This is a genomic window from Cupriavidus pauculus (assembly GCF_022179805.1).
GTDB lineage: Bacteria > Pseudomonadota > Gammaproteobacteria > Burkholderiales > Burkholderiaceae > Cupriavidus > Cupriavidus pauculus_E.
This window is the reverse complement of sequence record NZ_BPUO01000008.1, coordinates 260,996-281,555: the sequence shown is the minus strand read 5'-3', so window position 1 is coordinate 281,555 and position 20,560 is coordinate 260,996. Positions and strand designations below refer to the sequence as shown.

Sequence of the window (20,560 nt, the reverse complement as noted above, 5' to 3'; positions counted from 1 at the left end):
TTCGGGCTGCAACTGCAGCGATCGTGCCGGCAAAAACGGAAGGTCAGCAGGGTAGCACACCCCGCCCGCATGCGCTCGTGCGGCCGTCATTCGCTACAATCGCGGCTTCTTGAAAGGGCAACATGACACAAGGCAGGCAGGACCGGTTCGACGTGGCGGTGCTGGGCGCGGGAGCGGCCGGCATGATGTGCGCCGCCGTGGCCGGACAGCGCGGCGCGCGGGTAGTACTGATCGACCATGCCACCCGGCTGGCCGAAAAGATCCGCATCTCGGGCGGCGGCCGCTGCAATTTCACGAACCTGCAGGCCGGCCCGGCCAATTACCTGTCGAACAATCCGCATTTCTGCCGCTCTGCGCTGGCGCGCTACACGCCACGCGATTTCCTGGACCTGCTGCGTCGCTACAACGTCGGCTGGCACGAGAAGCATCGCGGCCAGCTGTTCTGCAACGAGAGCGCCGAGGACATCATCGCGCTGCTGCGGGCCGAATGCGACGCCGGCAGCGTGCACTGGCAGACCGGCTGCGGCATCGACGAGATCCGCAAGGAAGGCGACGATTACCTGCTGCTGACCACCCAGGGCCCGGTGCGCGCCGGGGCCGTGGTGGTGGCCACGGGTGGATTGTCGATCCCGAAGATTGGCGCCACGGACCTGGGCTACGGTATCGCCCGCCAGTTCGGGCTGAAGACCGTGGAAACGCGGCCGGCCTTGGTGCCGCTGACGTTCGACGGGCAGGCATGGCAGCCGTTCGTGCCGCTGGCCGGGGTGTCGATGGAGATCGATATCGCCACAGGCAGCGGCAAGACGGCTGGCGCGTTCAAGGAAGACCTGCTGTGGACCCATCGCGGACTGTCGGGCCCGGCGGTGCTGCAAATCTCCAGCTTCTGGCGGCCCGGCACGCCCATCGAGATCGACTTGTTCGACGGCGAAGATGCCGCCGCCTGGCTGATCGGGCACAAGAAGGGCAGTCGCAAGCATCTGGATAACCTGCTGGCCGAGCGCCTGCCGTCGCGGCTGGCCGACGCCTGGTGCGCGGCGGTGGGCCTGTCCGGCGGGCAGCCGGTGGCTGACATGCCGGACAAGTCGCTGCGCCAGTTGGGCGAGACGCTGAACCGCTGGCGCCTGGTGCCGTCGGGCACCGAGGGCTACAAGAAAGCCGAAGTCACGCTGGGCGGCGTGGATACCAAGGGCCTGTCGTCGGCGACGATGATGGCCCGCGAGGTGGCCGGGCTGTACTTCATCGGCGAGGTGGTGGATGTGACCGGCTGGCTGGGCGGCTACAACTTCCAGTGGGCCTGGGCATCGGCCGTGGCAGCGGGAGAGGCCGCGGCGGAGGCGGCCCGAGGCGCCTCCGCCTAGTCCACCATGTGCAGTGTGGCAGGCCTTGCGATACAATCGATGCCTACAAGACGGCTGGCGGGGCGGCGACACCGAACGCTTCGCGCCAGCACGAAACCCGCTGTGGCCAATGGCCCCCGCGGGTTTTTGCGTTATGGTCCAAGTTGCACCTTAATTCTGGAAGATTGCCATGTCCCTGAAAGCCCGCGTCAATGAAGACATGAAGGCCGCCATGCGCGCCCGCGAAACCGAGCGCCTTGGCACGATCCGGCTGCTGCTGGCCGCCATCAAGCAGCGTGAAGTGGACGAACGCGTGGAACTGGACGATGCCGCCGTGACTGCCGTGATCGACAAGATGATCAAGCAGCGCAAGGACTCCATCAGCCAGTTCGAGCAGGCTGGCCGCGATGACCTGGTCGCCAAGGAGAAGGCCGAGCTGGACGTGCTGGTGGCCTATATGCCCGCGCAGATGTCCGAGGCCGAAGTGGCCGCCGAAGTGCAGAAGGCCGTCACGGAATCCGGCGCCGCCGGTCCGCAGGACATGGGCAAGGTCATGGGCCTGGTCAAGGCCCGCCTGGCAGGCCGCGCCGACATGACTGCCGTGTCCGCTCTGGTCAAGGCTGCGCTGGCGCCGAAATAATTGACAGTTGCATCAGATATAAGCAGGATTAGTAGTCGCGAAGCGCGGAGTTGCCGCCGGGTTGACGGCACTTGGCGGACAATGTCGGCAAAGGCCGGCACTCCGTTGCCGCTGCACTACAATGGTTCGATAGCTGCCGGGAGACGTTCCGGTCACGCATTTCATAAAAATGGCTGCTGGCGTGTCTGGCAAGCCTTGGTATCAGGACGGTCAGTCGGGTGATTCCGCAATCCTTCATTCAGGACCTGCTCAACCGCGTGGACATTGTCGACGTGGTGGGTAAGTACGTGCAGTTGAAGAAGGGCGGGGCCAACTTCATGGGGCTGTGCCCGTTCCACAACGAAAAATCCCCCTCGTTCACGGTATCGCCGACCAAGCAGTTCTATCACTGCTTCGGATGCGGTGCCCATGGGTCGGCCATCGGCTTCCTGATGGAATATTCCGGGCAGTCGTACCCCGATGCCGTGCGCGAGCTGGCCCAATCGGTCGGGGTGTCCGTCCCCGAGGAGCGCAACAGCCTGCCGCCGGCCCAGCGGGCGGAGCAGCAGGCCAAGTCCATTGCGCTGAGCGACGCCATGTTGCGCGCCACCGATTTCTACAAGAAACAGCTACGCGGCGCGCCGCAGGCCATCCAGTACCTGAAGGGCCGGGGCCTGACCGGCGAGATCGCGGTGCGCTTCGGCCTGGGCTATGCGCCGGACGACTGGCAGGGGCTTGAGGCGATATTCGGCAGTTATCGCGATGACGCCATCGCCGCGCCGCTGGTGGAAAACGGACTGCTGATCGAATCGCAGGACAAGCGCGACGCCGACGGGAAGCCCCGCCGGTATGACCGGTTCCGCGACCGGATCATGTTCCCGATCCGCAATACCAAGGGCAACGTGATTGGTTTTGGCGGCCGGGTCATGGGGCAGGGTGAGCCAAAGTACCTTAACTCCCCCGAAACACCGCTGTTCAGCAAGGGAACGGAGCTCTATGGCCTGTTCGAGGCGCGCCACGCGATCCGCGAGAATGGCTACGTACTGGTGGTGGAAGGCTACATGGATGTGGTGGCGCTGGCCCAGCTCGGGTTTGCCAACGCGGTGGCCACGCTGGGCACGGCATGTACGCCGGTGCATGTGCAGAAGCTGATGCGCCAGACTGACGCCGTGGTCTTCTCGTTCGACGGTGATGCCGCCGGCCGCCGGGCAGCCCGGCGTGCGCTGGAAGCCTGCCTGCCCCATGTGGCGGACAACAAGACGATCCGCTTCCTGTTCCTGCCCGCCGAGCACGATCCGGACAGCTATGTGCGCGAAGAAGGCACCGACGCGTTCGCGCGCCAGGTGCAGAACGCCATGCCGCTGTCGCGCTTCCTGCTCCAGATCGTCACGGAAGAGCAGGATCTGCGGCAGCCGGAAGGGCGCGCCCGGGCCCAGTTCGAGGCCAAGCCCCTGCTGCAGGCCATGCCGGCTGGCGGGCTGCGGCTACAGATTGTGCGCGAACTTGCCGATGCTACCGGTACGACGCCGGCCGAGATCGAGGCGGTGTGCGGCCTGGGCAGCGATTCGTCGCGTGTCGGACGCTTCTCGCAGCCACGCCCGCGCGCCCGTCGCCAGGCGCCGACGGGGCTGGAACAACAGGTGATCCAGTTGCTGATGAGCTATCCGGCCCTGGCCGGCCGGCTGGACGATGACGCCCGGGCGTTGCTGCTGGACCCCCATCGGCCCGAAACCGAGGTGCTGGCGCACCTTGTGGCGGCCTGCGATGGCATCCAGGGCACCACGAATTTCGCGGCCTTCAATGAGCAGCTGGCCCAGACTCCGTTCGCCGATGTGTATGCGGCGGCGCGGGCAGCGGTATTGAAGGATGAAATGGAAGAAGCGCAAGCGACACTTGAATTCGACGGCGCCGTCCACAAGCTGTTGGCAGACCCGTTGCAACGCGAACTCGAGGCGTTGCTGGGTGCAATTCAGGCGGGCACGGCTAGCGACGACGACAAGGCGCGCTATCGCTGGCTAATGCCGGAAGTGCAGCGTAGGCGACAGATGGGCTGGCGGCCGGTATCGGCCGAAGACGAGTAGTCGGCACGCAAAAAAACGGGAAGAACGTAGAAGACACGATTTTTGGCTTGAGCCTTGTGCAAGTGATCCCAACTGAAAGAAAGTTCGGGGGTCTAATCGCTTAAGCCTTGATTTTTCAGGTGAAAACCCCACCTGACAGGAAGCCGGGGATTGGCGACGTGCTACAATGCCCGGTTTGGATTGCGAAATCTCTCTCCATTACTGGCGAAAGTGAGCGTGCCAATGGCAAAGGCCAAAGCAACCGAAAGGGCAGCCGAGAAGGTGCCCTCCAAAGCTCCCCAATCAGGGAGCGGCAAGGCGTCCGTGAACACAACGGCGGCGAAGACATCGACCGCGTCAGTCAGGACGACATCAGCCCGGTCTGCGCCAGCAAAGTCCGCGGGGAGCACTTCGGTGCCCGCCGGAACCACTTCCGCCAGGAATCGCACATCCGAAAATTCAAAGCCCTCGACTTCGGCACGCGAGAGCAGCAGCAGCGCCAATACAAGCGGCAGCAATGCCGCTGCAACAGTGAAAGGCAAGAGTATCACCGTGGCGAAACAGCAGAATACCGAAGTCGAGAGCAAGCGTGCGGCAACGACGGCCGGCACCCGGACCAGCAGCGCCAAGGCAGGCGCCGCTGCAACCGCGCCGAAGGCCCGTGCCGCAACTCCCGCACCCGCAGCATCCGAGCGTCCCGCAGCGCCGGCAGTCAAGCCGGAGCCGAAGAAGCGTGGCCGCAAGCCTAAGGCCGAGATGCAGCAAGACAGCACAACCGAAGACGTGACTGAAGAGCTTTACGACAACGACGCGCCCGCCACGCCCGCGGCGGCTCCCAAGACCGAGAAGCAGAAGGCCAAGGACCGCAAGGCCAAGGAAAAGGCGCTGCTCAAGGAGTTTGCTTCTTCCAATCAGGCTGGTAGTGAAGAAGAACTCGAGGTCCGCCGCCAGAAGCTCAAGGCGCTGATCAAGCTGGGCAAGTCGCGTGGCTACCTGACCTATGCGGAAATCAACGATCACCTGCCGGACGACATGGTCGATTCGGAAACGATCGACACGCTGGTCGCCACGCTGAACGACATCGGTATCGCCGTCTACGAACAGGCGCCGGACGCCGAGACGCTGCTGCTGAACGACAACGCCCCGTCGGCCACCAGCGAGGAAGAGGCCGAGGAAGAAGCCGAAGCCGCGCTGTCGACCGTCGACTCCGAATTTGGCCGTACCACCGACCCGGTCCGCATGTACATGCGTGAAATGGGTACGGTGGAGCTGCTGACGCGCGAAGGCGAAATCGAGATCGCCAAGCGTATCGAAGCCGGTCTGAAAGACATGGTCATGGCCATTTCGGCCTGCCCGGTCACGATTTCGGAAATCCTGGCCAGCGCCGAGCGCGTGGCCAACGAAGAGATCAAGATCGACGAATTCGTCGATGGCCTGATCGACCCGAACGCCGAGGAAATGCCGGACAACTCGCCGGCCGCCCAGGCCGCTGCGGCGGATGACGAGGACGAGGAGTCCGAGGAAGACGGTGAAGAGGGCGAGGAAGACGAGGACGACGACGGCGGTGCCGGCGCCGGTGCCTCGGCACGCCAGCTCGAAGAACTCAAGGTTGCCGCACTGGAGAAATTCCGTGTGATCGCCGAGCAGTTCGACAAGATGCGCCGTGCGTTCGAGAAAGAAGGCTACAAGTCCAAGCCGTACGTGAAGGCCCAGGAAGCGATCCAGGCCGAGCTGATGGGCATCCGCTTCACCGCGCGTAACGTCGAGCGCCTGTGCGACACGCTGCGTGGCCAGGTGGACGAAGTCCGCAAGCTGGAACGCGCCATCCTGAACATCGTGGTGGACAAATGCGGCATGCCGCGTTCGGATTTCGTCGCCCGCTTCCCGGGCAACGAGACGAACCTGGACTGGATCGAGACCATCGTCGCCGACAACAAGGGCTACAGCATCATCGTCGAGCGCAACGTGCCGGCCGTGCACGAGCTGCAGCAGAAGCTGATCGACCTGCAGGCCCGCGTGGTGCTGCCGCTGAAGGAGCTGAAGGACGTCAATCGCAAGATGTCCGAAGGCGAGAAGCGCGCCCGCGAGGCCAAGCGTGAAATGACCGAGGCCAACCTGCGTCTGGTGATCTCGATCGCGAAGAAGTACACCAACCGTGGCCTGCAGTTCCTGGACCTGATCCAGGAAGGCAACATCGGCCTGATGAAGGCGGTGGACAAGTTCGAATACCGCCGTGGCTACAAGTTCTCCACGTACGCCACGTGGTGGATTCGCCAGGCCATCACGCGTTCGATCGCCGACCAGGCTCGTACGATCCGTATTCCGGTTCACATGATCGAAACGATCAACAAGATGAACCGGATCTCGCGCCAGATCCTGCAGGAAACCGGCAACGAGCCGGATCCGGCAACGCTGGCCGAGAAGATGGAGATGCCCGAGGACAAGATCCGCAAGATCATGAAGATCGCGAAGGAACCGATCTCCATGGAAACGCCGATCGGTGACGACGACGATTCGCATCTGGGCGACTTCATCGAAGACACGAACACGCTGGCCCCGGCCGAAGCGGCGCTGCATGGTTCGATGCGCGACGTGGTCAAGGACGTGCTGGACAGCCTGACGCCGCGCGAAGCCAAGGTGCTGCGCATGCGTTTCGGTATCGAAATGAGCACGGACCACACGCTGGAAGAAGTCGGCAAGCAGTTCGACGTCACCCGCGAGCGTATCCGTCAGATCGAGGCCAAGGCACTGCGCAAGCTGCGCCACCCGAGCCGCTCCGACAAGCTGAAGAGCTTCCTGGAAGGCAGCTAAGTATCACGCCTTCTAAGGGCCTCTAGCTCATGCCTGGTTAGAGCAGCGGACTCATAATCCGTTGGTGCCGTGTTCGACTCACGGGAGGCCCACCAACTTGCGTTGTAGAAAAAGGGGTTACGGTTATGCCGTAACCCCTTCTTTTTTGCCGGGGCGGTACTTGGCCGCCAAGCATCGATGTTGACTCCTCAAGCTTAGGGTTTCGTTCCCGTTAAGTATTCAGTGCGTGCCGGTGCCTTGCGTGTCGTGCACGCGGCTGAATATCGAAGGAACTAAACATGTTGCAAGATCGCGCTCCGTCTGCCGGAGCCAATGCGGCGGGCAAACCGCTGACATCCAGACAGGCCGCCTTGAGCGATATTGCCCGCTGGGCCGACATGGCGATGTTGCTGACGATGCTGTGCTCGGCAGCGGCGGCTGTCGCCATCGGCCTGCACTACTACACGCTGACACTGGCGCTGACGGTTGCCGTGGGGCTGGTGGCAGCCGGCGCCGGGGTATTCGCCGTGGCGCGCGGCACGCGGCTGAGTGGGGCTGTGCTGACTGCGGCAAACGTGGGCATGGTCGTACTGCATATCCAGTTGTCGCACGGCACGACGGAATTCCACTTTGGCGTTTTCGTGCTGCTGGGGCTGCTGCTCGTGTATCGCGACTGGCGTCCGCTGGTGTTTACCGCAGCGCTGTTCGCGGTTCACCATATCCTGTTCGATCGCCTGCAAGCGTGGAATTTTCCGTTCTACTGCACTTCCTCGGCCGACTTTGCGCGCGTGCTGCTGCATGCCGTGTACGTGGTCGTGCAGACCGGTATCGAAATAGTGCTGGCGTTGCAGTTGCGGCGGGCTGCCGTGGAAGGCGCGGAGTTGTCGGCGCTGGTGGCGCAGGTGGATAGCGGCGAGCGGATTTGCCTCGATGTGACGCACGTTGCGGTCAGCGTCCCGACGGCAGTGGCATTGCAGGCGGCCATCACGCGGATGGCGGGGGCGATGTCGGAAGTGCGCACGGCCGCCATGGCGGTTGAGGATGCCGCGTCGGAAATCGCCAGCGGCAGTATCGATCTGAGCGAGCGCACCGAGCGCCAGGCGTGGGACGTCCAGCAGACCGCTTTATCGATGCAGCAGATTCACGCCGCCGTGCAGAATGCCGCGCAAACGGCCGGCGAAGCGAATGCACTGGCGGGCGAAACATCGGACGCGGTGACCGAAGGTGGCGAAGCGGTCGGGCGCGTGGTACAGACGATGGACGGCATCTCGGCCTCGGCCGACCGGATCGCGGAGATCACGAGCCTGATCGACAGCATCGCGCTGCAGACCCATATTCTGTCGCTGAACGCATCGGTGGAGGCCGCCAGGTCGGGGGAAGCCGGCCGTGGGTTCTCGGTGGTGGCCACCGAAGTCCAGCAGTTGGCCCATCGCACGTCGACGGCGGCGCGCCAGATTCGCGAGCTGATCGGCGAAAGCAGCGCGTGCGTGGAGCAGGGCAGGCAGCAGGTAGCCGCCGCGCATGGCGGAATGACGCATATCGTGAGCAAGGCGCGTCGCGTCAGCGAACTGATCCGGAAGATTTCAAGCTCCACCGATCAGCAGGCGCAGGGCGTCGGGCATGTGGGCGAAGCGGTGGCCCATATCGACGATACGACCCGGCAGAACGCTGCGCTGGTGGAAGAGAGCGCGGCGGCAGCCGAAAGCCTCAAGAGCCAGGCGGTGCGACTGAACGCGGTGGTGGATCGCTTCAATCTCAGGGGTGCTGGCGCGGGGCTTACTTCCATGCGTACTTGAGCCCCACCCGCACCGCGTACTGGTAGTAGCTCTGCTGCCCCCAGGATCCCGACACGTTGGTCCAGGCCGTGAAGCCCTTGCCGAGGTCGGCGTTCAACCCGAGCTTCAGCTCCAGGCGATTGTGCGGATAGAGCGTGCCCACCGGCACCTGGTTGAACGAGATGCTGCTGTCGGTGTCGCTGTACCACCAGTTCACGGTCACGTAGGGCTGGTACTTGCGGCCGTCGGTGCGCTCGTAGGTGCGATGGGTGCGGATGCCCAGCCGGGTGATGATGCCGGAGCTGTCGGTGCCGCGCACGCGCGTGCCGTTGGGCTCGGTGATGTCGTCCTCGTTGTAGTCCACGTAGATCAGTTGCGCCTGCGGCTCCGCCACCCAGCCATCGCGCAGCGGCAGCGCGTAGCCGACCTCGCCTGACAGCCCCAGTCCCTGGGCGTTGTACTTCACGGCGGGCAGCAGGTCGCCCTCCACGCGGTTGGTGAACCAGCCGTACTGGAACCACGTATCGACGTAGGTGCCCAGCCGGTTCTCGTCATTCTGGTACCACGTGCCATAGGCGCCCACGCTCCAGCCTTCGACCTTGCCCTTCGCGTGGAACACGTTGCCGGCGGCGTCGGCGGAGGTGCTTGCGTTGCCATAGCTGGCCATCAGGCCCGCGTGCGCGCGATCCGTTTCCGAACCCACCTGCCATTTGGCGATCTCGAGGCCGCCATGCAGCAGAAAGGCGTCGGTACTGGTCTTGTTGATGCCATCCTTGCTGCGACTGCCTTGCCAGTTGCCGACCACGCGCAGCCAGCCGGCCCGTGGCTTGTCGTCGGGCTTGGTGAAGCCTTGCGTTTCCACATACTGCGGTTCGCCCAGCCGGTCGTGCAGGCTGTGCACGAACATCTGGCCGGCAAGCCTCTGGTTGGCCAGATAGGCGGCCACTTCGGGCCGGTACAGTGCCTGCGGGTTTGGGGTGGGTGCGGCCCCGCGTTCGGAGCGCAGGTACCAGACGTCGGGATTCGCGCCGTTCTGGTCGCCCCGGAACAACCCATACTCGTAGACGCCGGCCACCGCGCGGCCGTTCAGCGCGAACGCGTTGGGGTCGCTGGCGGAGGGCGATGGATTCGTGAGTGCCACCACGGCGATGCCCGAGCCCTGCGTCAGCGCGCCGTCGCCGCCCACGTTGTTCACGGCAATGCGGGTGGCGCCGCGCGCCCCGGTGGACCTGGCGTCCACGACGAGCATGTCGGCTGTTAGCGCCGCCTTCATTCAGCACGGCATTGAGCTTGAGTGGCCCTCCGTTGGAGACAAAGGTGCCGCCGCCGTTGGCGCCGGCCGTCTGTCCGCCCGTAATCAGCAGCACATTACCGACAGCGGTGCCGCCGCCAGCAACGTCGACGATGCCGTTGTTTGTGAACGTCTTCACACACAGCAATTGGCCTTGCACGGCGCCACCCTGCGTGGGGGGTGTTTGCGGCCTGGCCGAGTGGCAGGTAGGCGCCCGTGGTGTCGAAGCTGACGATGGCATCCGCCGGCGCGCGAATCGTCGCGCTGCTGCCGGGCTGCGGTGCAAGCAGCAACGTGCCGCTGTTGTCGATGATGTTGGCCTGGCTGGTGCCCGGGTTGGCGATGGCCACTTGCCAGGCGTCGCGCTGGCCCGATCCCGTGCTGTCCTGGAACCTGCGCAGGGTCCACTGGCCGCTGTTCGTCAGTTGCGTGGACGATGTCGCGGCGGTCACGATGCCGGTCATCTGGCCCGTGTTCCGTAAGATAAGGCTGCCGGCCGCGCCCGAGTCGGCCTGCACGGCGATGTCGCTCAGTGCGGAGAGGCTCCCGCTGTTCGTCACCGACTGGGCCGGGCCTCCCACAAGGATGGCGGCGCTAGTGCCCCACCCGGCGGAGATCGGCTGGCTGCTGCCCACGTCGACGTTGCTTTGCGTGGTGGCCTCGATGCCCGACGAATTGTTGCCGATGGTCTGGATGGTGCCGTTGCCGGCGACCGAAACCGTCGCGGCGCCGGTACCCTGCGCCACAATGCCTTGCGAGTTCGTACTGCCCAGCGTCTGGATCGATCCCGTGTTGACGATCTGGTGCGCATCCGTGGCCGAGTAGCTCCACAGGCCGCGCTGGTTGTTGCCGCGCGCCAGCAGCGCGCCCGCATTCGAGATGGTGACCGTGCCCGTGCCGGTACCGCCGCCGAACGCTGAGCCGGCCACGATGACGGCGCCCGATCCGTTCACGTCGATCAGTGGCCCCGTGTAGGTGATGCTGACCAGGCTGCCCAGCGTGGTGGCCTGCAGGCCGAACGATCCGCCCGCCGAACCGTCGCTGCCACCATTGTTGGCATGGGTGATGATCGTGCCGCCCGCGCTGATCGACACCGGCGCGGTGGCCGAGTTGTTGGTGGCGTAGATGCCCTTGGCATTGGCATTGAAGGTTTCGAGGCGGGTACCGCTGTAGTTGACCGACACCGCGTTCGTATTCGAATGGGCCCGGATGGCTCCCGAACCGTCGCCAGACGCCGAGATGGCGCCGCTGTAGTCCACGACCGCCGTACCGTTCTCGGCCGACATGATGATGCCGTACGCCCGGCCCGTGCTCAGCGCGCCAATCACGTTGATGTCGCCCGTGCCGATGACCTGGGCGTTGCCCGTGCCCCGGGCAATCACATAGATGCCGCGCGAGCCCTCGGCCGCGCCGGCATTGGTGGCGCTGCCCACGGTCAGCGTGCAGTTGTTGACGATCTGCACATCGCCGCCCGCCAGGCCGCCCATGGCATAGATGCCGTGTCCCTGTATGCCCGTGGTAGTCACGCCGCCGCTGTTGACGATGGTAACCGCGCCGCCAGTACTGCTGGCCCGGATGCCGCTGCCGGCCGTGCCGTTCGTGGAGATGGTGCCGGTGTTCGCGATGGAGATCGGCCCGGTCACCGCTTCGGCCAGGATGCCGAACGCGTTCTCCTCGATTGCGCGGACGTTCGCGCCGTTGGTGATCGTGACGCTGCCACTGCCCGTATTCTTCGCGCACGCCGGCGTGGTTCGCGCGGCCAGCCTCGGGGCCCGGATCACTGGGGTCTTCCACGCCATTCGTGTTGTCGACGACGATGGAGACACCTTGCGCCACCTCCACGGTGGCGGCACCTGCGCCGGTGGTCTTGGCCCACATGCCATTGCCGCCCACCACGGAAATCTCGCCGGCACCCTTGTGGAACACGTTGGCCGCGCCCCCACCTGTGGCGTTGGCGTCCAGCCCTTCATGCTCGTTGCCATTGACCCCGTTCGTGATGTTGAGCGTGGTGCCGGCCGTGACCGTGATTGTGGCGGCGCCGAGCGTGTTGTTGGTGGCCGACGCGCCATCGAGCGCATTGACGCCGCCGAGCGTGACGTTGGTCGTGCCGCCGTCGAACGTAACCGTGGAATCGCCAAGTCCACCGAGCACCTGGGTCTGCACGGCGCTGGCATTGGCGGTGGCCGAGTTGTTCGTGATCGTCGATTCGTTCACGGTCACCGATACGTTGGCCTCGCGCGCGGTCGCACGGATGCTGGACCCGGCCAGGGAGCCAAATACAGAGCCGGCCGATACACCGATGTCCGCCGGCGTGCCGGTGGCCGGGGTGCAGATCAGACCGCCTGGGAATGTGCTGGAGATGTCGGTGCCGCAGCGATTCGTCACCTGTGCGACCGCGGGCGAAGTCTGGACGCCACCGAGCCCGACCGCCGCAGCCGTTCCTAGGCAGATACCGCGCACGCGTATCCCGGGCGGTGGCGTGTGCCTGTGTGTGGGTCTCCGGTGCTCAGTCGTGCGCCAGCCAGCCATGGCGTGCCCCTTGTTCTTGTCGAATCCCGGGGTTTCATTGTTGGGTGCGGCGGCAGAGACCGTTACTGAAAGATTTCTTTCTGCGAATCAAATTAAAATGCAAAAATCGACAAATGAGCGAGTGTTCGACGAACCGCCAGGACTGTGGTGACGTTGCATGCACCCGTCGATGAGGCAAGCCTCACATGCGATGGTCGTGCATGGCGCCGCCGCTCAGGTCCACCATGTCGGCCGTCACCTCGGCAAAGCGCAGCACCTTGCCGCCATGGGCGTCGCAAAACCGGCGCGCCGCGTCTTCCTTGCGGAACCCGGCGATAGTGGGGCCCATCGACCCACGGCGCGCGTTGCCCACCACATAGAAGCCGGTCCGGGCGTCGAACCAGTGCCCGCGCGGCTGCTCCCAGTCGGCCAGTTCCATGTCCTGCGTGAACACGGCGGTGACCTTGCGAACCTGCTCGGGCCGCAACAGCGTGCTGAACATCTCCACGGTGTCGCAGTACCAGACGGGGCGCGTTTGCTCGCCGAAGAAGATCTGCGCCTTCGGGCCGGGGTAGTCGGCCAGCAGCATGCCGTCCAGGTCGCACGTGGTGGCCGCATCGAATGCAGCGGGAGAGATCGCAACCGACGCCTTGGGCGAGCACGCGGTCAGCAGACCGTGCAGTGGAAGAAGGGCCAGTCCGCCAAGCAACTGGCGACGGGCTGATCGGATCGAGGTCATGCGCGGAATCTCCAGATGGCAAGCAGCAGTGGCGCGGCGATCCACGCCAGCATGGCGCCGGCAAGTGCCCAAGGGTTGGCCAGCGCGGCCGGTACCACGCTGGACAGACCGTACAGGTCGCGTACGGCGTCCAGCGAAAACACGTTGACGATGCGGAACAGGTCGGCCGGGTTCAGCAGCAGCATCGCGGCCACGGCCGCATCGCCAAGCCCGCCACCGGTGGCCACCAGCACGCCAAGCAGCAGCAGGTCGAAGACGAGCACGAAAAACAGCCAGAGCGCGATGGCCAGCCCCGACGCGCGGGCCCGATCGCGCGCCACCACCGACAGCAAGACGGCGATGCTCAGGAACGCCAGCCCCAGCAGCACGGCGCTGCCGACAAAGCGCAGGAACTGCGCGAGCATGTCTGGGCCGAACCGCGCGAACAGCAGCCCGCCCACCGTGGCAAAGCCGGCTAGCGTCGACAGCGTCAGCGCCGCGGCCAGGCCCAGGTACTTGCCCAGCAGCAGCTCCAGGTGCGTGACCGGGTACGACAGCAGCAGGTCCAGCGACCCGCGCTCGCGCTCGCCGACGATGGCGTCGAATCCCAGCAGCAGCGCGATCATCGGAATCAGGTAGATCGCCAGGCTGACCAGGCTGGCCACCACGAATGCGGCCGAGCGCATGCCGATCTCGCCCTGTTGCGCGCCGCCGAAGTAGCCGATGACCAGCGAGAACGCCGCGAAGACCAGCGCGATGGCCAGTACCCACCGATTGCGCAGCCGGTCGCGGAATTCCTTGTGCGCCACTGTGGCGATCTGGCGCCATTCAATGCACGGCATGGCGGGCCTCCGTGCCAAACAGCGCGTCTTCCAGCGTGGGCTCGACGACGCGCAGGTCGTCGATGCAATCGGCCAGCAGGTTGATCAGCGCCATCTTGCCTTCGCGCGGACAGTCGAGTCGCAAGTCCAGCCCGGCGCCGTCGAAGCCCACCTCGGGAAGCGCCTCCAGTCTGCGCAGGATCACGGGCAGTGTGCCGGGCACCATGCGTACGTCGATGCGCAGCGGCGTGCTGTGGCTCGCGCGCAGCGCGGCAACCGTACCCAGCGCCTGCACCTTGCCGTTGACCAGCAGCGCCAGACGGTCCACGCGCTCCTGCAGTTCGCTGAGGATGTGCGAAGTGATGACGATGGTGACGCCCGCCTGCCGCTGCTCGTGCAGGATCGCGTGCACGTCGCGCAGCGCCAGCGGGTCCAGGCCGTTGCTGGGCTCATCCAGGAACAGCACGCGCGGCGCGCCCAGCAGCGCCTGCGCAAAGCCCAGCCGCTGGCGCATGCCTTTCGAGTACTCCCGCACCGGGCGCCGCGCCGCGTGCGTCAGTCCGAAGCGGTCGAGCAGGGCGGGGCAGTCGCGCGGGTCCACGCCCTTCAGCCGGGCGAAGAAGCGCAGCGTCTCCAGTCCGTCGAGGTTGTCGTAGAGCACGAGGTTTTCCGGCAGGTAGCCGATGCGGCGGCGCGCCGCACGGAAAGCGGCGGTGCCGACGGTGGCGCCGTCGATCTCGATCGTGCCGTGCGATGCGGGCACCAGGCCCAGCATCATCTTGAACAGCGTGCTCTTGCCGGCGCCGTTGTGGCCGATCAGGCCGAACATCTCGCCGGCGTGTAGTTGCAGGCTCACGCCGTCGACGGCGCGTACAGTGCCGTAGTGCCGGGCCACGTCGCGCAGCACTACCGTTGCGGCCGCATCGCGGTGGGCTTCAGGGTTTTTCATGCCACTGCCTCCATGACGAGGGCGGGTGATCGGGCGTCATGCGCGGCGCGGCATCGACCACGCCCGGTACGCGCATGACGGGAAACTGCCGGGACACCACGCGCAGTGCCTGCACAGCCGGGCTGGCGAACAGCAGCTTGACGGCAGGGTGCTGCCACGTCAGGCGGTCCACCACGTCGTTGGCCTCGTAAGGCACGTCGCCAATGCCGTCGCCATTGCGGTCCCAGCCCAGGTAATTGCTCCAGTTATTGCCGCCGGGCTGCCCGGGCGCGTCGCCCCAGCGCTCGTCGCGGGCGCCTACATAGCGCACCTGCTCGCGGTTGCCGATGAAGTCGTTGCGCTGAACCACGTTGCGCGTGGAGCCGGCCGACAGGTGCACGCCCACGCGGTTGCCCACCACCAGGTTGCCGCGCAGCGTGATGTACTCGGCGTCGTAGATGAAGAAGCCGCGCGCGTTGTCGGCGACGATGTTGTGCTCGACCACCGCGTCCTGCACCGTGCGCAGCATGATGCCGTGGTCGGCATTGCCCCACGTGCGGTTGTTGCGCACGGTCTGGTCGCGTACCTCCATCAACGCCAACCCGCCCCGGTTGCGGTAGCTGTCGTTGTCCTCCCAGAGGTTGTAGTACGAATTCATGTAGTGGCTGCCGTAGCGGCTGTGGTGCAGCCGGTTGCCACGAAACACCGCGTGGTGCGAGACATCGACGTAGAGCGCGTCGCGCACGAAGCTGATCTGGTTGTCGACGATGCGCGCGCCGCGCGTGTTGTAGAGCTGGATGCCATTGCCGCGCTGCGACGACTGGTAGTCGCGCTTGCCGGTAATCACGTTGCCCGTCACGCGCACGTCGTTGGCTTTCTCGATCCAGAGCCCGAACAGGTTGTAGGTGAGTTCGCAGCCCGAGACGATGGCGCGGTGCGCGCCCGGCATGATGTAGATGCCGGATTCCTGATGCTTCAGGCTGTCGCCCGAATCGCTGACGATTAGGCCATCGAGCGTCACGTCGGTGGCGGTCACGGTAATCGTGTTGCCACGCAGCCCGCCACTGATCGTAGGCCGCCCGATGCCGCGCAGTACCAGTGGCTTGTCGACGCGCAGGTTCTCTGCGTAGCGGCCGCGCGCAATCCGGATCTCGTCGCCTGCATGTGCCGCCGCGATGGCATGCTGGATCGATTCGCCGGGCCGCACGTCGATCACGGCCGCGCCCGCCAGGTTTGACAGCAGCGCGGCGCCGAGCAGCGAGAGCCGGAGGCGGTTGATCATGGCGATGCCTGCTTGTCGGTGGTGTCGGCAACCGGCACTATCGGGATGTAGTACCCGTCGCGGCCGATGGCCGTCACCGGCAGGCCCGCACGTTCGCGCCGCTTGCGTTCCTTGGCCAGCGGCGGGCACGCGTGGGTATCGGTATAGAGCACCATGCAGTCCAGGCACAGCAGGCATTCGCGCGGATCGATGCGGCCCTTCGCGTCGATGGCCTGTGATCCACAGCCGACGGCACAGGCCTTGCAGCGTGTGCAATCGGGTTTGCGGCGCAGCGCGAACAGCCGGAACATGCTGGGGATGGCCAGCGACGCGCCCAGCGGGCACAGGTACTTGCAGTAGGGGCGTTCCACGAACAGCGACACGCCCAGGATCGCGCAGACAAACAGCCCGAACGGCCACGCACGGTTCTGGATGCCAACCAGGAACGTGGTCTTGAACGGCTCCACCTCGGCAAGCTTCTCGGCCAGTCCCATCGACAGAAGCGACACGCCCAGCAACCCGGCGAACACCGCGTATTTGAGCCACTTGAGTGTGTGGTGCACTTTGGCCGGCAACTGGAACTGGAAGCGCCTGAGCCCGATCAGCCGGCCGACCTTGAACATCGCCTCGGACAGCGACCCGAACGGGCACAGCCATCCGCAGAACAGCCCGCGTCCCCACAGCAGCACGGTAACGGCGATAAAGATCCAGAACAGGAACAGGAACGGGTCCGACAGGAACAGCGACCAGCGCCACTGGAACAGCAGCGCGTGCACCCACGTCAGCACCTGCGTGACCGACGGCTGGGCCATCGCCCCGAAGCCGACGAATACGATGCTGACGGCCCAGGCGCTGTACTTGAACGCATTGACCGGCCACTTGTTACGCTGGGTGGCGCGGCGCGTGAGCTTGTCGCGCAGGGCGTGCACCACGGCCACGGCGATCAGGAAGACGGCGAACAGGCCGATGCCGACGGCACGGCTTTTCCAGACCCGCACCCAGGGCGGGGCGGGCGTCTCCACCTTGGGCCGTCCGCCTTCGAGCAGGCTGGCGGGTAGCCAGTACTCGGCGTCGAAGTTCGCGAACGTGCGCGCGCCGGTGGCGCGGTCGACGCGATTGCCAAGGAACACCAGCTTCCACGGCCACGCCGCCGAAAAGGCGCTCGAACGCACGATGAAGATCGCCGACTCGGTGGGCGCCGGCGCGTCGTCGGGCGCCAGGCCGTAGAGGTTCAGGTAGTCGAGATCGCGAAACGTGAAGGTGTCATCGCCCTGGCGGATCTGCACGCGATCATAGAGGCCGCCACGCACGAAGCCGGAGCCCTTGAACGATTCCCGGCCCGCCGTGCGAATCACAAAGATCGCATGGTCTCCCGCGCGCAGGCCCTGCCGCAGGTTCTGCCAGCCGCGTTCGCCCAGCACTGCGCGGCCGACATCGGGATGATTGAGGTCACCGAACCACAGCTCGATGAACGGCTCCGATGATGCCTCCAGGCCAACCTGCTTGGCCTCGATACGCAGGCGCTGCACCAGTCCCTGGGCCACCATGTCCTTCCACTTCGGCGGAACGCTGGCCGAGGCGAAACGCGCCGGCTCGCGCCGCACCGGCGCCAATATGCCGACTTGCCGGGCTACCGCCGCACCCGAAGTCGTCACCACCTGGTTCTGGGCGATGACGGTCACGGTGGCGCCCGAGATGGCATCTACGCCGAGCACGCCCTCGTCGGGGCGCGCGCTGCCGATCTCGATCTTGTCGGTCACGGACTTGCCAAGGTACTGCGCATTGAAGCGCGGCAGCGCGGTTTCCGGAATGCCAAGCAGCAGGATGGGCTCGGAATGCTTGAGCACCTGGATGCCGACGAAGCGGCCGGTGCTATCCATGCCGATCAGCGTCACCACGGGCTTGCCGGAGTACGCCGGCGTGTCGGTGATATCGGTCGACAGCATCACGTAGCCGAGCTTCGGCCGCTTGCCATCAGCGCCGGCCGGGCCGTATGCCTCTACGTAGGGCGGCTGGCCCATGCGCGTGGAGAACGAAGTTGCGCCGGGAAACACGTCGCCGCAGGCCACGCGTGCGCACAAGTCGGGTGTGGTCGACAGGTCGGCGGGCAGATGCGCTTCGTAGGCCGAATCGGCCATGGCAGGCTGCCGCGCATGGGCGGCCAGAAACAGCACGGCCACCAGGACCGCGCGAAAGACGGAAGGGAGTGACATGGCTCGGGGGCGCCGCCAGCCACGCGTGTGGGACACGCGGCCGGCAGGGCAAGGTCAGGCTTCGACGATCATGCGCGTACGCATTTCCAGGTGCAGTGCGTGGCAGAAGTGCGTGCAGTAGCACCAGAACACGCCAGGCTGGTCCGCGATGAACGTCACCGAGGCTGTTTCCTGCGGATTCACGATGAAGTTGATGTTGTACTTCGGGATCGCAAAGCCGTGCGTCAGGTCCTCGACCTTGTCCAGGTTGGTCAGGATCAGCGTCACCTCGTCGCCTTTCTTGAGCTTGAACTCGCGCAGGCTGAACACCGGCGCCTGCGACGTCATGCGCACGGTGACCTTCCGGCCGTTGCGCGTCACGCCGGACTGGTCCGGGCTGACCGCCAGCGGGAAATCGCCCATCGTGTAGACCTGCTTGGGCTGCACGAGGTCGCGCTTGAAGATGATGAAGTCATGCGGCTCGCCGCGCACCGGGTGATCAGCCAGCAGCACCATCTTGTCGCCCGAGATATCGACGATCTGCTCGTTCTCGGCATGCAGCGGCCCTACCGGCAGAAACCGGTCCTTCGAGAACTTGCAGCCCACGGCCAGGTATTTGCCGTCGGCGGCCACCGTTTCCGATTGTGACGCGTTGACGTGCCCCGGCTGGTACTGCACGTCGAGCCGGTCCACCACGTACTTGGCGCTCTTGTCGCCCTGGTGGAAGCGGATGGCTGCGTCGACGTTCCACTTCACGAGCTGGCTGTCCAGGAACAGCGTGGTGTACGCGTTGCCGCGCCCGTCGAACGCGGTGTGCAGCGGCCCGAGGCCCAGTTCCACTTCGGCCACGATGGCGTCGTCGATCTTTTCCATCTTGCCGTCGAACCAGTCCAGCACCTTCGACAGTTCGATCACGGTGCACGTGGGAGACAGCTTGCCGGCGCAGATGAAGTACTTCTGGTCCGGGCTGGCGTTCACGCCGTGCGGGTTCTTCGGCACCGAGACGTAGGCGGTCAGCGCGGTCTTGGGGTCCTTGTTGGCGGCGTGGGTGCCGTCCACCACCGGCACCTTCGAGTCGCCGTAGGTCTTGAACTTGCCGGCCTTCACGGCGGCTTCGATGCGGGCGATGTTGAAGAACAGGCAGGCATCGCGCTCGGCGGACATCATGTCCTCGAAGTGCGCGCCGTTCTCGGTGTTGTACTGGTTGGTGGCGGCCAGCTTGCCGTCGTAGGACGTGGCCACGAGGTCGCAGTTGCCGTCGATCAGCACCTGCCAGCGCACGGCCATGGTCTCGGCATCGACGCACGAAAACAGGCTGCGGTACTTCGTGCCGTCGTCGGTCGGCGTGTTGGGCAGCGGAATCGCGAACTCGGCGCCGCAGAACACGCGGGTGGTGTAGTTGATGGCCGGGTCCACCGGGTCGCGCTTGTCCGGGAAGATGCCGTGGAAGCCCTGGACGTTGGGCAGTTCGGTGATCTTGTCGCAAACGAAGTAGTCGAGCCGGATGCGCGCAATCCGCGAGTTGATCTTGTCGTTGATCCACGCGTAGCGGCCGTCGTAGTTGCCGTCCTTGTACGACGCGTGCGTGTGGTGCGTGTCGCCCACGGTGTAGCGCAGCGAGCCATCCGGCTTGGTGCCCATGACCCGCTTGGACTCGTTGGTGATGCCCCAGCCGACCAGCGCATCGGGAACGAAGCACGGAATGCGCAGCAGCTCGCGGCCCGACGGCATGCCCAGCACGCGCATGTCGCCTGTGTGGCCGCCGCTCCAGAGACCGTAGTACGTGTCGAGTTCACCGGGCTTCGGGTGCACCCCGGCGGCGCTGCCGCCATGCGCGGGCGCCGATGCGGGCTTGCCTTCGCTGCTGGCACCGGCCACGGCGGTGTTCTTGTCGGAACATGCGGCAATGCCTGCCAGACCGGCCATGGCGGCCGTGCCCAGGAACTGGCGGCGCCCAAATCCGCCGGCAGCGTTCCTGTTCTCGTTGTGATTGCTCATTGAGACCCTCGGGAGGAAAGTGGCCGGTAGCGCCGGCCTGTCATGAAATCGCACTGGAACTGGCGAGATATTCATGGCACTTCGGAGGAATGGGATTGATGGCGGTCAACGATTCAAGCGAATTGCGATTCCAAACAACACTCTCATCTGATCCACATCGCGCAGCTTGCCGCACGGGTTCGTGCGTTCCTAGAATGGCCGACGTACAAACGGAAACGGAGCGGGGTCATGCGGCAGCAGGCGACAGTGAGGTCGGCACGCG

The 20,560-nt window shown here is 65.4% G+C and carries 15 protein-coding genes and 1 tRNA gene; 7 read left to right on the top strand and 9 right to left on the bottom strand.

All coding sequences use genetic code 11. The annotated features are described in order from the left end of the window. Window positions 1-122: 122 nt before the first annotated feature. The 3 genes from MFF62_RS18795 (at window position 123) to dnaG (ending at window position 4,037) form a co-directional block, all read left to right on the top strand. A complete protein-coding gene (locus MFF62_RS18795) occupies window positions 123-1,358 on the top strand; it encodes a BaiN/RdsA family NAD(P)/FAD-dependent oxidoreductase (protein WP_238264635.1) in 1,236 nt (411 codons plus the stop codon). A 169-nt stretch (window positions 1,359-1,527) separates the two neighbouring features. After that, the gene (locus MFF62_RS18790; protein ID WP_238264634.1) at window positions 1,528-1,977 is read left to right on the top strand and encodes a GatB/YqeY domain-containing protein; all 450 of its coding nucleotides are present in this window, start codon (window positions 1,528-1,530) and stop codon (window positions 1,975-1,977) included. Window positions 1,978-2,195: 218 nt separating this feature from the next. Next, a complete protein-coding gene (gene dnaG / locus MFF62_RS18785; protein WP_238264633.1) occupies window positions 2,196-4,037 on the top strand; it encodes a DNA primase in 1,842 nt (613 codons plus the stop codon). A 161-nt stretch (window positions 4,038-4,198) separates the two neighbouring features. Here the strand turns inward: dnaG and MFF62_RS18780 are convergent, their stop codons facing one another. After that, a complete protein-coding gene (locus MFF62_RS18780; RefSeq protein ID WP_238264632.1) occupies window positions 4,199-4,558 on the bottom strand; it encodes a hypothetical protein in 360 nt (119 codons plus the stop codon). On the opposite strand from MFF62_RS18780, the gene rpoD reads away from it, so the two are divergent. From rpoD to MFF62_RS18765, 3 genes are all read left to right on the top strand, one after another. Further along, entirely contained in the window at window positions 4,548-6,827 is a 2,280-nt protein-coding gene (gene rpoD, locus MFF62_RS18775; protein WP_238264631.1) for an RNA polymerase sigma factor RpoD, read from the top strand. The genes MFF62_RS18780 and rpoD overlap by 11 nt on opposite strands. 16 nt (window positions 6,828-6,843) lie before the next feature. Further along, window positions 6,844-6,922, top strand: a tRNA-Ile gene (locus tag MFF62_RS18770). Window positions 6,923-7,177: 255 nt separating this feature from the next. After that, a complete protein-coding gene (locus MFF62_RS18765) occupies window positions 7,178-8,602 on the top strand; it encodes a methyl-accepting chemotaxis protein (protein ID WP_238264630.1) in 1,425 nt (474 codons plus the stop codon). Here MFF62_RS18765 and MFF62_RS18760 read toward each other — a convergent pair. Both MFF62_RS18760 and MFF62_RS18755 read right to left on the bottom strand, forming a co-directional pair. Then, complete coding sequence (locus tag MFF62_RS18760) at window positions 8,583-9,830, bottom strand: autotransporter family protein (protein WP_238264629.1); 1,248 nt, start codon at window positions 9,828-9,830, stop codon at window positions 8,583-8,585. The two genes, MFF62_RS18765 and MFF62_RS18760, sit on opposite strands and share 20 nt — an antisense overlap. A 119-nt stretch (window positions 9,831-9,949) precedes the next feature. Then, window positions 9,950-11,671: a beta strand repeat-containing protein gene (locus tag MFF62_RS18755; RefSeq protein WP_238264628.1), complete on the bottom strand. Its 1,722-nt coding sequence runs from the start codon at window positions 11,669-11,671 to the stop codon at window positions 9,950-9,952. A gap of 218 nt (window positions 11,672-11,889) precedes the next feature. Here MFF62_RS18755 and MFF62_RS18750 point away from each other — a divergent pair, with 218 nt between their 5' ends. Further along, a complete protein-coding gene (locus MFF62_RS18750) occupies window positions 11,890-12,552 on the top strand; it encodes a hypothetical protein (protein WP_238264627.1) in 663 nt (220 codons plus the stop codon). A 30-nt stretch (window positions 12,553-12,582) separates the two neighbouring features. On the opposite strand, the gene MFF62_RS18745 is transcribed toward MFF62_RS18750, so the two are convergent. From MFF62_RS18745 to nosZ, 6 genes are read right to left on the bottom strand one after another with little or no spacing between them, the layout of a single operon-like run. Next, on the bottom strand, window positions 12,583-13,119 hold the full coding sequence (locus MFF62_RS18745; protein ID WP_238264626.1) for a nitrous oxide reductase accessory protein NosL: 537 nt from the start codon (window positions 13,117-13,119) through the stop codon (window positions 12,583-12,585). Next, window positions 13,116-13,940, bottom strand: a complete 825-nt coding sequence (locus MFF62_RS18740) for an ABC transporter permease (protein ID WP_238264625.1) — start codon at window positions 13,938-13,940, stop codon at window positions 13,116-13,118. Before MFF62_RS18740 ends, MFF62_RS18745 begins: the two co-directional genes overlap by 4 nt. Continuing rightward, the gene (locus MFF62_RS18735) at window positions 13,927-14,868 is read right to left on the bottom strand and encodes an ABC transporter ATP-binding protein (RefSeq protein WP_238264624.1); all 942 of its coding nucleotides are present in this window, start codon (window positions 14,866-14,868) and stop codon (window positions 13,927-13,929) included. Before MFF62_RS18735 ends, MFF62_RS18740 begins: the two co-directional genes overlap by 14 nt. Further along, window positions 14,855-16,129, bottom strand: coding sequence for a nitrous oxide reductase family maturation protein NosD (locus MFF62_RS18730; protein ID WP_238264623.1), 1,275 nt, complete (start codon window positions 16,127-16,129; stop codon window positions 14,855-14,857). Before MFF62_RS18730 ends, MFF62_RS18735 begins: the two co-directional genes overlap by 14 nt. Next, window positions 16,126-18,321, bottom strand: coding sequence for a NosR/NirI family protein (locus tag MFF62_RS18725; protein WP_238264622.1), 2,196 nt, complete (start codon window positions 18,319-18,321; stop codon window positions 16,126-16,128). Before MFF62_RS18725 ends, MFF62_RS18730 begins: the two co-directional genes overlap by 4 nt. Before the next feature lie 54 nt (window positions 18,322-18,375). Beyond that, on the bottom strand, window positions 18,376-20,298 hold the full coding sequence (gene nosZ / locus MFF62_RS18720; protein ID WP_238264621.1) for a TAT-dependent nitrous-oxide reductase: 1,923 nt from the start codon (window positions 20,296-20,298) through the stop codon (window positions 18,376-18,378). Window positions 20,299-20,560 lie beyond the last annotated feature (262 nt).